This window comes from Pseudomonas monsensis (genome assembly GCF_014268495.2).
Classification (GTDB): domain Bacteria; phylum Pseudomonadota; class Gammaproteobacteria; order Pseudomonadales; family Pseudomonadaceae; genus Aquipseudomonas; species Aquipseudomonas monsensis.
Genome location: NZ_CP077087.1, coordinates 2,643,548 through 2,657,178 on the forward strand (window position 1 = coordinate 2,643,548; position 13,631 = coordinate 2,657,178).

Here is a 13,631-nt window from a genome sequence, read left to right on the forward strand (position 1 = left end):
TTGCGTACAACTTTCCAAGACGTTTCCTACAACGTACCCTGTTGCCGCGTTTCAGTATCGACCCCTATAGTTCGGGTTCGCGGAAAAACACCGCGAACGACCTTGGCCGGTCGGTAACCTGAAATGCAACAGTGCCATTGTTCAGACCTTCAAGGACTGAGCAGCGTGTAATGGTAGCTGTGCGCGGGACACCTGCGGGTGTGCCGGATCTTTCAGGTATCTGGTCGGCCAACCCGCACACAGCTGCCACCTTATTCGTTTGGCCGCGAACGGTGGTTGCCTTACCTGGAGATACACCTATGAACGACCAAGTAATGCCCCGCTTCCTCCCCATCGACACCTACGACGCCGAATCCCCGGTGCTCTTCCTCAACACCCACTCAGAACTCAGCGACATGGCCGCCTGTGCGATGCACCGGTTTGTGGTCGTGCGTGATCTGGCCGACACCTTTGCCAGTCTCAACCTCAAGGGTATTTCCGATTGTGATCTGACGCGGGTGACCAGCGCGGTGCATCTGTTGATGCGCGAGGGCTGTGCGATTCTGGATGTGATTCAGGCGCGGGCGGTGCAGCGGGAGGAGGCTTACAAGACGCCGGTTTAGCGGTGTAGCGGGCGACGCCTTCGCGAGCGGGCTCGCTCCCACAGCGGATCTTGGGTGAACACAATATTCGTGTTCGACACCGATCAAATGTGGGAGCGAGCCTGCTCGCGAAAGGGCCGGTAAAGCGTGTGCATCACTCCTTGACGCTCATGTATTCCTTGGCCCAGAGAATGTATTCCTCAGGCTGGGTATAGGTGTGCGTCAGCTCGGTCGCGCTCAGGTCTGATGCCTGGGTGAAGATCTGCCGTTGTTCGCGCAGGCTGTCGTAGGTCGCCTTGATCGCCGCAAAATAAGCGCCATGGCCGTCGATGGTCACGCGCACGCCCAGTTCGGCCAGACGTTTGTCGTCGCGCAGCGCCGGGTTGCCATAGGTGACCAGCATCAGCGGCACGGTCAAATGCTCGGCAATCTGCTCGAGCTGATCGAAATCCTGAACCCCGACCATGCAAATCCCGTCGGCGCCCGCCGCCTGATACTGCTTGGTGCGGCTGATGATTTCCTGGTTGGGCAGAATGCCGGCATTGGTGCGGGCGATGATCGCCATTTCCGAATCGACCCGGGCTTCCAGCGCCGCACGGATTTTGCCGACGCCTTCGGCGACTGTGATCAGGTCGGTGGATTTGCGCCCGAATTGCGCGGGCAGCAGGGTGTCTTCGATGGTCAGGGCGGCGACGCCGGCGCGTTCCAGTTCGACGATGGTGCGCATCACGTTGAGGGCGTTGCCGTAGCCGTGGTCGGCGTCGGCGATCACCGGCAATTGGGCGACGCGGCCGATGCGGGTGGCCTGTTCGGCGAACTCGCTGAGGGTGATCAGGGCAAAGTCCGGAGCGCCCAGCACCTGCAACGAGGCCACGGAACCGCCAAGAATCCCCACTTCAAAACCCAGGTCAGCGGCGATGCGGGCGGACATCGGGTCGAACACCGAAGCCGTGTGGTAGCAGGTGTCGGAAGCCAGCAGCTGACGGAAACTACGGCGCAAATCTTGATGGGAAAGCCGGGTCATACGAGTTCCACCAATACAAAGGAATGGAAGGCTTGAGCAAATGAGTCAACGCCGAAGGATGAAAAGGCTATCACGCGAATGGGTCAAGGATCATGACGAATTTGCGAGGGTGACCTGGGAGGGGGAATTCTGCGCTGAAAGGATTCATCAGCGATCAACGCTATAGGAGGGGATTTACCTGTGGATACCTGATTGATCGGTGGCGAGGGGATTTATCCCCGATGGGCTGCGAAGCGGCCCCTGAGCCAATCACCTGCCTTCTTCAGACCCGTCGTATTTCGAGATTCTGCTAATGCTGTGCAGTCGAACCGGGATCAATTCCCTCGCCACAGGGAATCTCCTGGCAGATGACGATTCAGGCCGCGACCGCCTGCTGCTGTTGATTGGGCAGCATCACTGCGCGCACTGAATTGCCCGGTTGCAGTTGCAGGCGTTTGGCTGTGAGGCGGTCGATCACCAGGCTGCTGCCGACCCGACGGGCCCGCGCGACGGTGATGCGGCAGTTTTCCAGACGACGGTTGTGGATCAGCCACAGCGGCGCCTGCTCGTCCGGGGTGCCGAGGCTCAGGGTCAGCTCCAGGCTGTCGCGCACGGTGCGAATGCTGCGCACTGGCGCTTCGATCACCGGGCCACCGTCGAAAATGTCGATATAGCCCTTATGGGCGAACCCCTCGGCCTGGAGGATTTTCAGTGCCGGTTCGGTATTAGGGTGCGCCTGACCGATGGCCGCTTGCGCCTGTTCGGTGAGCAGGCAGGTGTACAACGGCTGACGTGGCATCAGTTCGGCAATGAACGACTTGTTGCCCAGCCCCGACAAGTGGTCGGCATGGCTGAAGTCCATCTGGAAGAAGTGCCGGCCCAGACTGTCCCAGAACGGCGAACAGCCCTGTTCATCGGCGCTGCCGCGCAGTTCGGCAATCATTTTTTCGCCGAACAGGTGCGGGAACTCGGCAACGAACAACAAGCGCCCCAACGACAGCAGGCGGCCATTGCTGCCCTGACGGTGGTCATGCCCCAGAAACAAGGAGCACAGCTCCGACTGGCCGGTCAGTTCGTTGTTGAGGAACAGCGTCGGAATCTGCCGCTGAATGCCCAGGTCCGGGGCCGAACTGACTGTCAGCCCGACCCGATAGTTGTACCAGGGTTCGCGCAGGCCCACGGCCCCGGTCAACGCGCTGACACCGACCACGCGCAGGTCGTCGTCTTCGAGCACGAACAGGTAGTCGGCGTCGGCACGTTCCACCTGTTCGGCAAACGCCCGTTGCGCCCAGCGTACCCGGTGGGCCAGACGCTCTTCGTTGGCCGGCAGGGTGGTAAACCCCGGGCCGGCCTGTTGCACCAGTGTCATCAAGGCTGGCAAGTCGCTGACTTTAACCGGGCGGACAATCATGCTGTAACTCCTTCTGCGCGCCTGCTCGGGCACTGTCGTTGGGTGCGAGACCGGGCGCGGTTCACAGGGCAATCAGGCGGATCAGGCTGCCGTCGGTCACATTCAGCGCCGCACACATTGCCGGGGTGAGGGCCAGCGGTTGATCGGGGCGGTAATCCAGTTCGGCGACAATCGCCCGGTAGCCGTGCAGCGAGTCGTTGCTCAGCAGGTAACCGCCGCGCGCATCAATGTGCGCCTGTTGCTGCACTTCAAGCGTCTGGCTGCAGGCGATCGACTGGATGTTCGCCGTGCGTGCATACAGGGTCGGGCCGGCATCGAACAGGTCGATGTAGCTGTTGGTTTCAAAACCTTCGCGCTCAAGAATGTCGAACGCTTCCTGGCCGTCCGGGTGAATGCGGCCAATGCATTGCTGTGCGGCGGGCGGCAGCATCGGCACGTAGATCGGGTATTGCGGCATCAGTTCGGCGAGGAACGTGCGGCTCTGCAATCCGCACAGGCGCTCGGCTTCGACGTAGGGCAGGTCGAAAAAGTGTTTGCCCAGCGCATCCCAGAACGGCGAGTGGCCGTTCTCGTCGCTGTAGCCGACGATTTCGGTGATCACCGCTTCGGCGAAGCGCGGCGCGTGGGCGGCGATGAACAGCAGGCGTGCTCGCGACAGCAACTCGGAAAACGGCGTGCGCACCAGTTCCGCGTCGATATGAAAACCGCGCAACAGGGTGTGATCGTTGAGGTCGTGGCACAGCGACAGCGCCGGTACACCGTGCTCGATGTTCAACTCCCGCGAGGCACTGGTGAAGTGGCGGTTGCGCAGACTGTAGAACGGTTCCTTGAAACCGGCGGTGGCGAGGATCTCCGAGCAGCCGAGCAGGCGTTGACTGTCGAGGTCTTCGAGCACGAAGAAGTAGTTTTCCGGCCCCGGTGCCGTGGACTCGCTGGCAAACGAGGCGCAGGACGCGGCGATTTTATCGCGCAGGCGTTCACTGTCGTCCGGCAGCGACGTGACGCCGACCAGGCTATCGCGCGCCAATTGTTGCAATTGCGGCAGGTCGCCGGGTTCCACTGGGCGTAAGACCAGCATGGATGTACTCCTGTATCAAAAGGTCCGGCGAATTCGCCGAACCTGACTATCACTGTCGGTGTCCACGCGTTAAATCGGCGGTCGCCTGATCTGTTGTCAGACGCCGCTCTTTTTCTTGTCAGCCGTTGCTCGGGTCAGGCAGCGCGGTACTGGCGCCGAGCTTGTTGAGGAAGAACAGGTACACCAGGCCCAGAGCGATCCAGATCAGGCCGAGTTTCTGCGCATCGACGCCCATGTTGTACATGATGGCCGCGACGATGATGAAGCCGATCACCGGACAGATCAGGTGACGCACGACCTGACCGGACTTTTGCCGACGCCAGTAGTAGTTGATCACCGTAAGGTGCAGCAGCATGAAGCCGCTGAGCGCGCCGAAGTTGACCAGCGAGGTCAGGGTGTCGACCGAGTTGATGAACAGGTAGCAGATCACCAGCGACAGTACCGCCACCAGATAAATGCTCAGGTACGGCGTGTTGTGTGTCGGGTGCACCTTGGCCAGCACTTTCGGCAACTTGCCGTCGCGGGCCATGCCGAACAGCAGGCGCGAGACCGCGGCTTGCGAGGTGATTGCCACCGCGACGCCCCAGGCCAGCGCGGTCGCCACCCCGGTCAGGGTCGCCAGCCAGCTGCCGGCGGCGATTTCGGCGATTTCATAGAACGCAGTGTCGGCGGACTTGAAGCCCATGCCTGCTGCCAGATCGGTGGCGATCCAGGTCTGTGCGACGAAAATCACCCCCATCACCAGCAATGTGATCAGCGCCGCTTTGCCGACGCTTTTGCCCGGATCGCCCTTGATTTCTTCCGCGAGGGTGGAAATCGCATCGAAGCCGAGGAACGACAGCACCGCAATCGACACCGCTTGCATCAGCAGGGCGAAGTTGAACGTTTCCGGGTGATACAGCGGCGCCAGGGTCAGCTCGCCGTTGCCGCCGCCGTGGTGCAGGGCGTTCCAGGCGTAGAACAAAAAAATCCCCAGCACTACCAGTTGCGCCAGCAGGAAGATGATGTTCATCCGTGCGGTGAAGGTGATGCCGCGCAGGTTGACGAAGGTGGCGCTGACCAGGAACGCCAGAATGAAGCCGACTTTCGGAATGTCCGGGTACAGGTGATTGAGCGCCATTGCTGCATAGACGTAGAGCAGTGGCGGAATCAGCAGGTAATCGAGCAGCATCAGCCAGCCGGCAATGAACCCGACGTGTTGATTGAGACCGCGCTGTGCGTAGGAATATACCGAGCCGGCGATCGGAAAAGCCTTGGCCATGCTGCCGTAGCTCAACGCGGTGAACAGCATTGCCACCATGCCGATGATGTAGGCCAGCGGCACCATCCCGGGCGCCTCGGCATTGACGTAGCCATACACGCCGAACGGGGCGATGGGGATCATGAAGATCATCCCGTACACCACCAGGTCGGTCAGTGTCAGGCTACGTTTCAACTCCTGTTTGTAGCCGAACTCTTCTATTTCCATGAAGCGCAACTCCTTGTCAGCTTATCGAGCGTTTTTAGTTGTTATGTCGGTCCGTCATTTACAGCATCTGCAGTTTCTACAACATTCGTTACAGCAGTGGCGCCAGGCGCTCGACCCACAAGGCCACGGCTTGCGGGCTGCGCAGCAGATCGTTGCGCACCTCAATCAGCACCGAATCCAGGCCTCGGGCATCGCCATGCACCGGCACAGTCATGTCGCCCAGCGGGTCAATCTTGTACGGCTGATTGCCGGCGACCTTCAGCGCAAGTTCGTCGAGGCCGTCGAGCACACGTTGCGCATAGGCTTTCGCCTGCCCGAACAACACGCCGATTTCCAGCGGTCGTGGCTGGCCGTAATACACCGGGGTAAAACTGTGAATCCCCACCACCCGTACCGGCTGGCCTTTGGCGATGCGGGCGTCGATCAACGTCTGCAAGCGCGCGTGAAACGGTTTGAACAGCGTCTGGCGGCGGTATTCGCGGCTGGCTTCGTCCAGCTCGCGGTTGCCCGGCACCTGGTAAATCTCGCTCTGCGCCGGAATGCTGTCCGGCGCATGGCGCGGACGATTCAGATCAATCAGCAGCCGTGAATAATTGGCGCTCAACAGTGTCGCCCCGAGTGTTTCCGACAGTGCTTCTGCCAGTTGCAGTGCGCCGATGTCCCAGGCGATGTGCTCGCGGGCGGCGGCATCGTCCAGGCCCAGATTGTTCAGGGCCTCGGGGATGTAGCGGCTGGCGTGCTCGCACACCAGGATCAACGGATGCGATGAATCTTCGCGGCTCAGGTTGTAGACCGGGCGGGTGTACAACCCCGACTCGGTGGATTCAGTACAGGCGTGCATAGTGCTCACACAGGTCAGCGGGCGAGAGCTGTTCCGTCAGCGCCAGTTCCTCGGTTTTAAGGGCGTGGTAGGTGTCGAGCAAGGGCTTGGGCAGCCATTCATTGAAGACTGCACTGTCACGCAGGCAATCCAGCGCCTGGGCCAGCGAGGCGGGCAGGGCAACGATGCCCCGGGCCTTGCGTTGCTCGTCGTTGAGTGAATCGGGAATTTCATCGGTGATGGCGTTCAGCGCCAGGCGCTGTTCGATGCCCAGCCGTCCGGCGATCAGCAGCGCGGCCATCGCCAGGTGCGGCGAGGCGGTGGCGTCCATGGCGCGGAACTCCAGGTTGAACTGGTTGGCCACGGGTTTGCCGCCGAGTGTCACGGTCGGGCAGATGCGCAGCGCCGCTTCACGATTTTGCTGGCCCAGACAGGCATAAGACGCACTCCAGTGATGCGGCTGCAGGCGCTCGTAGGACACCGGCGTCGGAGCGGTGAACGCACACAGCGCCGGCAGATAATGCAGAATCCCCGCCGCCCAATGCTGGCCAAGGCTCGACAAACCGTTGCTGGTGCCCGCGTCGTAGAGCTGCGGCTGCCCCGCCAGATCGAGCAGGCTGACGTGCAGGTGCACGCCGTTGCACACGGCATCGGCGGCAGTTTTCGGTGCGAAACTCAGATCCAGGCCCATTTGCCGGGCGATCTCACGGGTGATTTCGCGCACGTTCACCGCACGGTCTGCCGCCGCCACGCCAAGGGTCGGGCGGCAGGTGATTTCGTATTGATGCTTGCCGTATTCGGGCAGGAACATTTCTGGCTCGACGCCACCGGCGCGCAAGGCGCTGAGCAGCCAGCCGCCGAATTCTGCGCCCTGACGCTGGGCTTCGAGGGAAAACGCCAGGTGTTCGGCAAACCCGGCGTGCAGGTTGAATTCGTGTTCGAACGCGGCGTTGACCTGCAGGCCCAGTACGTCGCGATATCGTTCGATTTCGTCACGCAGCAACGTGCGCGGGCAGGCGCCCCACGGGCGGCCATCGGTTTCGCGGATATCACCGTGGATAAAGTCCAGCGCTGGCGCATCGGCTTCCGGGCCGTTGCCGACAGTGACGCGGCTGCTCAGGTCCGGAATCAGCCGCAGATCGCCATAAGCGCCCCACGGGTTGGTCGAGGCGATGACATCCTGCGGCGTCAGCGCACTGTTGGCCGGCACCCAGCCGCAGCCGGCGGCTTGATAATGCTCCAGCTCATCGGTGGGAAACGAGCGGCCACGGGTAATGCCGATCAGGTCGGTGGTGACGATGGTGGTCATCGGCAGCGGCGTCAGGCGTGCACTCATGGGCGCATCTCCTGCAACCGGCCGAGCACGGTTTGCGTGTCGGTGATCCAGCAGTAGCCCTTGATCGCATTCAGGCAGGCGTCATGCCGCGCCGGGGTGTAGGTGGCGCAGGCGTCTTCGACCAGGGTCACCAGATAGCCACGGTCGGCGGCGTCGCGCACGGCCATGTCGACGCACTGGTCGGTGACAATGCCGGCGATGATCAAGTGACGGGTTTCGAGGTTGCGCAGCACGTAGTCGATGTTGGTCGAGTTGAATACCCCGGACGAGGTTTTCGGCAAGACGATCTCGTTTTCCACCGGGGTCAGGTCGTCGATGATCCGCGCCTGCTCACTGCCCTTGGGCAGGTGCATGTCCGACAGTTTGTGGTCCAGCGAGCGGTCGCGGCCGTCGGCGGTCAGGCTCTCGATGATGGTGTGCAGCACGTTCTGCCGCGCTTCGCGAAAGGCGCTGAGCAACCGGCGCTGGTTGGGCACCACCTGCATGTGGGTGCGGGTCAGGAAGTACTCGGCATCCGGTCCGTTCAGGTGCGGGTCGTACTGCGGTTCGAGCCAGGCACGCTGCATATCCACCAGCAGCAATGCGCTGTGATCGGTGACAAACGGCAGATCCCGCGGCGAGCGGTGGGGAAGGCTGAACATCCTTATTTATCCTCCAGCAGGTGGGTGTTGAAGTCGTTGCGCAGGGCGTCGATGCCTTCCAGGCGATCGGCCAGATCCGGGCTGCGCAGGGTCAGGCAGGCAATCAGCGCCTCGACCTGCGCCAGTGCCGGAACCATGGTGTCGAACGGCGAGGCCGACTCCACCGGGGCGCTGATGATCAGGTCGGCCAGTTCGCGCAAGGGCGAGGCGTAGATATCGGTGAACAGCACCACCCGCGCGTTATTGTGTTTCGCCGCGCTGGCGACACGCAGGGCTTGGGTCTGATAGCGGCGATAGTCGAACACCAGCACCACGTCCTGACGCTGCAGGTCGAACAGTCGGTCGGGCAATTGCGCGTTGTCTTCCAGGGCAAAACAGCCGGGACGCAGCAAGCGCAGGTGATTGAGCAGGTAGTTGGCCATCAGGCTGCTGAAACGCCCGCCAAAGCAGTACACCTGATGACGGGTATCCAGCAGCCAGTCGCTGAGGATGCGCACGTCTTCGGGCTGGGTCAGCGATTGGGTTTCGACCAGCAGGCGATGGCTGTCGCCCAGGTAGTGGCTCCAGGCATCGTCCTTGTGCTGTTGCGCACGCGGCTGCAACAGAGTGCGCGGCGAGCGCAGGCGATGGTCCATGTCGCTGAGCAACGCATCCTGGAATTCGGCGTAACCACCAAAACCGAGTTTTTTGACCAGACGCACGATAGTCGGATCGCTGACACCGGCGTGTTCGGCCAGGCGTGCCATTGGCCCCAGGCCGTTGCGCGGATACTGATCGAGCAAGGCGCGCACGACTTTGCGCTCTGATGGCGTCAGTTCAAGGCCAGGGTCAGTGATCAGGTCTCTGAGAGGGGGCATCCGGGCTCCTGCTGGATGGGGGGTGTCGAATTCGCTTCACAATCCGTTAAAACAGTATTTATGTAACTGACGCTACATGTCTAGTGAATTTTTCGCCATGTTGAACAGGCTCCAAAAGGGTGCGAAATGCCCGTGTAACAAGGCCTACATGAAAGTCGACCGGCTTTGTAGTCCGTTGCCCATGGTGGTGTCAGAGATTGCCGCTTTTCTAACAGTACGAGCACGCTCCGGCGCGTTTTGTGTTGTCCCGCAGCCCGCGGTTTACGGCACAATTGCCGACCCGTCGGCGTTGCGCCGTTGTTTTTCATGCCTCCTGAGCGAGCGATGCACCGTGCAGACCACCCGTTTGACTTTGATTTGCCATGCGCGAACCGTCGCACAAAAACTGGCGCGTTTTCCTACGAACGAGCCCGTTGAAAATATCGCGCTGGCGCCCGACGCGCTGGCCGCCCGCTACCCCCGGCCGCGCCGCTTGCTTTGCGGCCCCGAGTTGCGCACGCGCCAGACGGCCGCGTGGTTTGGTGCCGATGCCGACGTGGAGGACGCATTGCGTGACTGCGATTGGGGCCACTGGCATGGCCAGTCGATCAAGGATGTGCAGCGCGAGGAGGGCGAAGCGTTGCACGCGTGGCTCAGCGATCCACAGGTTGTGCCGCCAGGGGGGGAATCCGTTACGCAACTCGGCGCCCGGGTGGCGGCATGGCTGATGCAAGTGCAGTCGGCGCCTGGCCATGTGGTCGCTGTCACTCATCCGTTCGTGGTCCGTGCGGCATTGATGCAGGTTGTGCAGGGCGCGGCGTTCAACGCAATTGATGTCGAGCCGCTGGCGTCGATCGAATTGCAGTTCAACGGTCGATGGCGGCTACGCTTGCCCGGCATAGACCCTGAGGGAGTGCTCTGATGAAACGACTACTGGTGATTGGCATCGGCGCCGGTCATCCGGACTACATCACGATGCAGGCGGTGAAGGCGCTGAACCGCGTCGATGTGTTCTTCCTCATGGACAAGGGCCAGAGCAAGGACAAACTGATCGACCTGCGCCGGGAGATCTGTGCGCGCTACATCACCGATCGTGCCTATCGCTTTGCCGAAGCCCACAGCCCGGAGCGCGAGCGCGGCGAGGTCGACTATATCGCCAGTGTCGATGAGTTGAATCGGCTGAAGCAGCAGGCCTTCGAACGGCTGATCAATGATGAATTGTCCGACGGCCAGTGTGGCGGTTTCCTGGTGTGGGGCGATCCGGCGTTGTACGACAGCACGATCCGCATCCTGCAAGCCATTCTGGCCTCGGGCCGCTGTGCGTTCGAGTTCGAAGTGATCCCCGGCATCACCAGCGTGCAGGCACTGGCTGCGCAGCACAAAGTGCCGTTGAACTCGATCGGTTGCTCCGTGGAGATCACCACCGGTCGGCGGTTGGCGGCGGGGCAGGTGAGTGAGGCCGAGAGTCTGGTGGTGATGCTCGATGGCGAAGAGGCCTATCGGCGGGTGGCGGATCCTGCGACGTCGATTTACTGGGGCGCGTACCTGGGCACGCCGGACGAGATTCTGATCAGTGGCAAGTTGGGAGACGTGGCGGATGAGATTGAGCGGGTGCGCCAGGCGGCGCGGGCTGAGCATGGGTGGATAATGGATACCTACTTGCTGCGCCGGCCATAGTCCATTGGCGCCTCTGCCGGCCTTTCGGCGAGCAAGCCCGATCCCACGGGAGTCAATCACCGCTAAAGCCTGTGGGAGCGGGTTTGCCCGCAAAGGAGCCCCTGGGATCACCTCAGGAAGTTGCGTTGTCCCCACGCCCGAACCGCTCCCGATACACCGACGGCGGCACCCCCACCACGCTGCGAAACGCCACGCGAAAACTTTCCACCGAGCGATACCCGCAGCGCTGGGCAATCTGTTCGGTGTGCTGCGGTGTGCTCTCCAGCAACTCTCGCGCCCGCGCCAGCCGCTCATGCTGCAACCACGCCTTGGGCGACTGACCACTGGCCTCGGTGAACCGCCGCAAAAAGGTCCGCTCGCTCATCGCCGCCTCATTGGCCAGATCGCGCACCTCCAGCGGTTGGTGCAAGCGCTCGCGGGCCCACTGCATCACCCGTGACAAATCGTTGCGCGGCGTCGCGCTGACGGGGGCCGGAATGAACTGCGCCTGACCGCCGGTGCGTTGCGGCGACATCACCAGACGCCGCGCCACCGTGTTGGCGACCTGAGTGCCGAAGTCCCGCGCCACCAGGTGCAGGCAGGCGTCGATGCCCGCAGCGCTGCCAGCCGAGGTAATCAACTGGCCGGCGTCGACGTACAGCACGTCCGGATCGACTGCAATGGCCGGAAACCGCTCAGCCAGTTCCGTGGTGTAGCGCCAGTGAGTCGTGGCGCCGTGACCGTCGAGCAGGCCGCTGGCCGCCAGCACAAACACCCCGGAGCAGATCGACAGTAATCGGGCGCCCCGCGCGTGGGCCTGACGCAACGCGTCGATCAACGCCGGCGGCACGGCGGCGTTACGGTCGCGCCAACCGGGAATGATGATGGTACGCGCGTCGGCCAGCAGTTCCAGGCCACCATCTGCCAACACCTGAATCCCGCCCATGGCGCGCATCGGGCCTTGATCGACCGCGGCAATCGCATGCGTGTACCACGGGAAATCGAACTCCGGTCGGGCCAGGCCGAAGATCTCCACGGCGATGCCGAATTCGAAGGTACAGAGGCCATCGTAGGCCAGAATCGCGACCAGTCCTGGTGAGGTGTGCATTTGGCGGAAAATTCCCGGTGGGTGTCTTGTGCGCCACTGTAGCGCCGAGCGCCGGCTCGATAAAGTCTGTTCACACCCGTTCAGATAAAGGAGCAACACCTATGACCAGCCTGGTTCGCGACATTCCTGCCGCCCCCTCGGCCATTGCCCTGATGCATTTCAGCAACCGTCTGACTTTCGAAACCGATTGCTCCGACGTGTACAGCAGCCAGGAAGCCGGGGAAATCGACTTCGTGCTGGTTGATGTACGTGGGCCGCTGGCGTTCGAGCGCGGCCATGTGCCGGGTGCGATCAACATTCCGACACGTCTGCTGACGGAACAAGGGTTGCAGGGCTACGCGAAAACCACCTTGTTTGTGGTGTATTGCGCCGGCCCGCACTGCAACGGCGCCAACAAGGCAGCGGTGAAACTGGCGGCACTGGGTTACCCGGTCAAGGAAATGCTCGGCGGCGTCACCGGCTGGCTGGACGAAGGGTTCGAACTGAGCCTGCCGCACGCCGCCGGGAGTCCCGTCAACTGCGCCTGCTGAAAGCACATGCAACTGTTGCCGAAGACGGCGATCTGTTGAACGGGCCAAGCGTTCCCACGCTCTGCGTGGGCATGCAGCCGAAAGTGTTCTGCCGCCCGAACCAGCGTTAAAAGATCGCAGCCTTCGGCGTCTCCTGCAGTTGATTTGTGGGCCGATCGAGGGCTTGTCCTACAGCCTTTGCACCACGACGGCGCAGCGGTTGACCCCGGTCAATCGCCTTGCCGAATTCCTGTAAGTATTTGTCGCTTAAAAACAATTTGCCCTGTGCGCGGCGCCATAGACTGCCGGCCACTTCGGTTTTTGCCGCCCATTGGCCATGACCGAACGCTGAATCGAAGCTGCCAATAAAAGCCTCCGCACACAGGAGTTATAAATGAAGAAGCTAGTGATGTTCGGTGCCCTGGCACTGTCGATGTTGTCCCTGACCGCCGTGGCCGAAGACGCCAAGCCGATCCGCATCGGTATCGAAGCCGGTTACCCGCCATTCTCGATGAAAACCCCTGACGGCAAACTCACCGGTTTCGACGTGGACATCGGTGATGCGCTGTGTGAGCAGATGAAAGTCAAGTGCACCTGGGTCGAGCAAGAGTTCGATGGCCTGATCCCGGCGCTGAAAGTGAAGAAAATCGACGCGATCCTGTCCTCGATGACCATCACCGACGACCGCAAGAAAAACGTTGATTTCACTATCAAGTACTACCACACCCCGGCGCGCTTCGTGATGAAGGAAGGTTCCGGTGTCAAGGACCCGCTGACCGAGCTCAAGGGCAAGAAAGTCGGCGTGCTGCGTGCCAGTACCCACGACCGCTACGCCACCGAAGTGCTGGTTCCGGCCGGCATCGAGCTGGTGCGTTACGGCTCGCAACAGGAAGCCAACCTCGACATGGTCTCCGGCCGTATCGACGCGATGCTGGCCGACTCGGTCAACCTGAGTGACGGCTTCCTGAAAACCGACGCCGGCAAAGGCTTCGAATTCGTCGGCCCGACCTACGAAGACGCCAAGTACTTCGGCGGTGGCGCCGGCATTGCCGTGCGCAAGGGCGATACCGCCCTGGCCGAGCAGTTCAACAAGGCCATCACCGAAATCCGCGCCAATGGCAAGTACAAGCAAGTGCAGGACAAGTACTTTGACTTTGACGTGTACGGCCATTAATACGCCGTAG

At 61.8% G+C, this 13,631-nt stretch carries 14 protein-coding genes; 5 read left to right on the forward strand and 9 right to left on the reverse strand.

Features of this window, described 5'->3' with window-relative positions; all coding sequences use genetic code 11:
- Positions 1–299 precede the first annotated feature (299 nt).
- Positions 300–602: a hypothetical protein gene (locus HV782_RS11595; protein ID WP_186747356.1), complete on the forward strand. Its 303-nt coding sequence runs from the start codon at positions 300–302 to the stop codon at positions 600–602.
- A 133-nt stretch (positions 603–735) separates the two neighbouring features.
- Here HV782_RS11595 and HV782_RS11600 read toward each other — a convergent pair whose 3' ends face one another.
- The 8 genes from HV782_RS11600 to HV782_RS11635 all read right to left on the reverse strand — a co-directional run bounded on the left by HV782_RS11600 (position 736) and on the right by HV782_RS11635 (position 9,195).
- On the reverse strand, positions 736–1,605 hold the full coding sequence (locus tag HV782_RS11600) for an isocitrate lyase/PEP mutase family protein (RefSeq protein ID WP_123467570.1): 870 nt from the start codon (positions 1,603–1,605) through the stop codon (positions 736–738).
- A gap of 355 nt (positions 1,606–1,960) precedes the next feature.
- On the reverse strand, positions 1,961–2,995 hold the full coding sequence (astA, locus tag HV782_RS11605; RefSeq protein ID WP_123467572.1) for an arginine N-succinyltransferase: 1,035 nt from the start codon (positions 2,993–2,995) through the stop codon (positions 1,961–1,963).
- Positions 2,996–3,056: 61 nt separating this feature from the next.
- Positions 3,057–4,073, reverse strand: coding sequence for an arginine N-succinyltransferase (locus tag HV782_RS11610; RefSeq protein ID WP_186747358.1), 1,017 nt, complete (start codon positions 4,071–4,073; stop codon positions 3,057–3,059).
- A 118-nt stretch (positions 4,074–4,191) separates the two neighbouring features.
- Complete coding sequence (locus HV782_RS11615) at positions 4,192–5,541, reverse strand: APC family permease (RefSeq protein WP_128615882.1); 1,350 nt, start codon at positions 5,539–5,541, stop codon at positions 4,192–4,194.
- An 88-nt stretch (positions 5,542–5,629) separates the two neighbouring features.
- Positions 5,630–6,382, reverse strand: coding sequence for an N-formylglutamate amidohydrolase (locus HV782_RS11620; RefSeq protein WP_186747360.1), 753 nt, complete (start codon positions 6,380–6,382; stop codon positions 5,630–5,632).
- On the reverse strand, positions 6,366–7,697 hold the full coding sequence (locus tag HV782_RS11625) for a type I glutamate--ammonia ligase (protein ID WP_186747362.1): 1,332 nt from the start codon (positions 7,695–7,697) through the stop codon (positions 6,366–6,368). Before HV782_RS11625 ends, HV782_RS11620 begins: the two co-directional genes overlap by 17 nt.
- Positions 7,694–8,338 carry a cysteine hydrolase family protein gene (locus HV782_RS11630; RefSeq protein WP_123467582.1) on the reverse strand — a complete coding sequence of 215 codons (645 nt, stop codon included), beginning with the start codon at positions 8,336–8,338 and terminating at the stop codon, positions 7,694–7,696. Before HV782_RS11630 ends, HV782_RS11625 begins: the two co-directional genes overlap by 4 nt.
- 2 nt (positions 8,339–8,340) lie before the next feature.
- Positions 8,341–9,195, reverse strand: coding sequence for a MurR/RpiR family transcriptional regulator (locus HV782_RS11635; protein WP_186747364.1), 855 nt, complete (start codon positions 9,193–9,195; stop codon positions 8,341–8,343).
- A 148-nt stretch (positions 9,196–9,343) separates the two neighbouring features.
- On the opposite strand from HV782_RS11635, the gene HV782_RS11640 reads away from it, so the two are divergent.
- Both HV782_RS11640 and cobF read left to right on the forward strand, forming a co-directional pair.
- Entirely contained in the window at positions 9,344–10,096 is a 753-nt protein-coding gene (locus tag HV782_RS11640) for a histidine phosphatase family protein (protein ID WP_367616132.1), read from the forward strand.
- Positions 10,096–10,851: a precorrin-6A synthase (deacetylating) gene (gene cobF, locus HV782_RS11645; protein WP_186747366.1), complete on the forward strand. Its 756-nt coding sequence runs from the start codon at positions 10,096–10,098 to the stop codon at positions 10,849–10,851. Before HV782_RS11640 ends, cobF begins: the two co-directional genes overlap by 1 nt.
- A gap of 112 nt (positions 10,852–10,963) precedes the next feature.
- Here the strand turns inward: cobF and ftrA are convergent, their stop codons facing one another.
- Complete coding sequence (gene ftrA, locus HV782_RS11650) at positions 10,964–11,938, reverse strand: transcriptional regulator FtrA (RefSeq protein ID WP_186747369.1); 975 nt, start codon at positions 11,936–11,938, stop codon at positions 10,964–10,966.
- A 101-nt stretch (positions 11,939–12,039) separates the two neighbouring features.
- Between ftrA and HV782_RS11655 the strand changes: the two genes are divergently transcribed.
- Positions 12,040–12,468 carry a rhodanese-like domain-containing protein gene (locus tag HV782_RS11655; RefSeq protein ID WP_123467592.1) on the forward strand — a complete coding sequence of 143 codons (429 nt, stop codon included), beginning with the start codon at positions 12,040–12,042 and terminating at the stop codon, positions 12,466–12,468.
- 373 nt (positions 12,469–12,841) lie between these two features.
- The gene (locus HV782_RS11660; protein ID WP_123467594.1) at positions 12,842–13,621 is read left to right on the forward strand and encodes an ABC transporter substrate-binding protein; all 780 of its coding nucleotides are present in this window, start codon (positions 12,842–12,844) and stop codon (positions 13,619–13,621) included.
- Positions 13,622–13,631 lie beyond the last annotated feature (10 nt).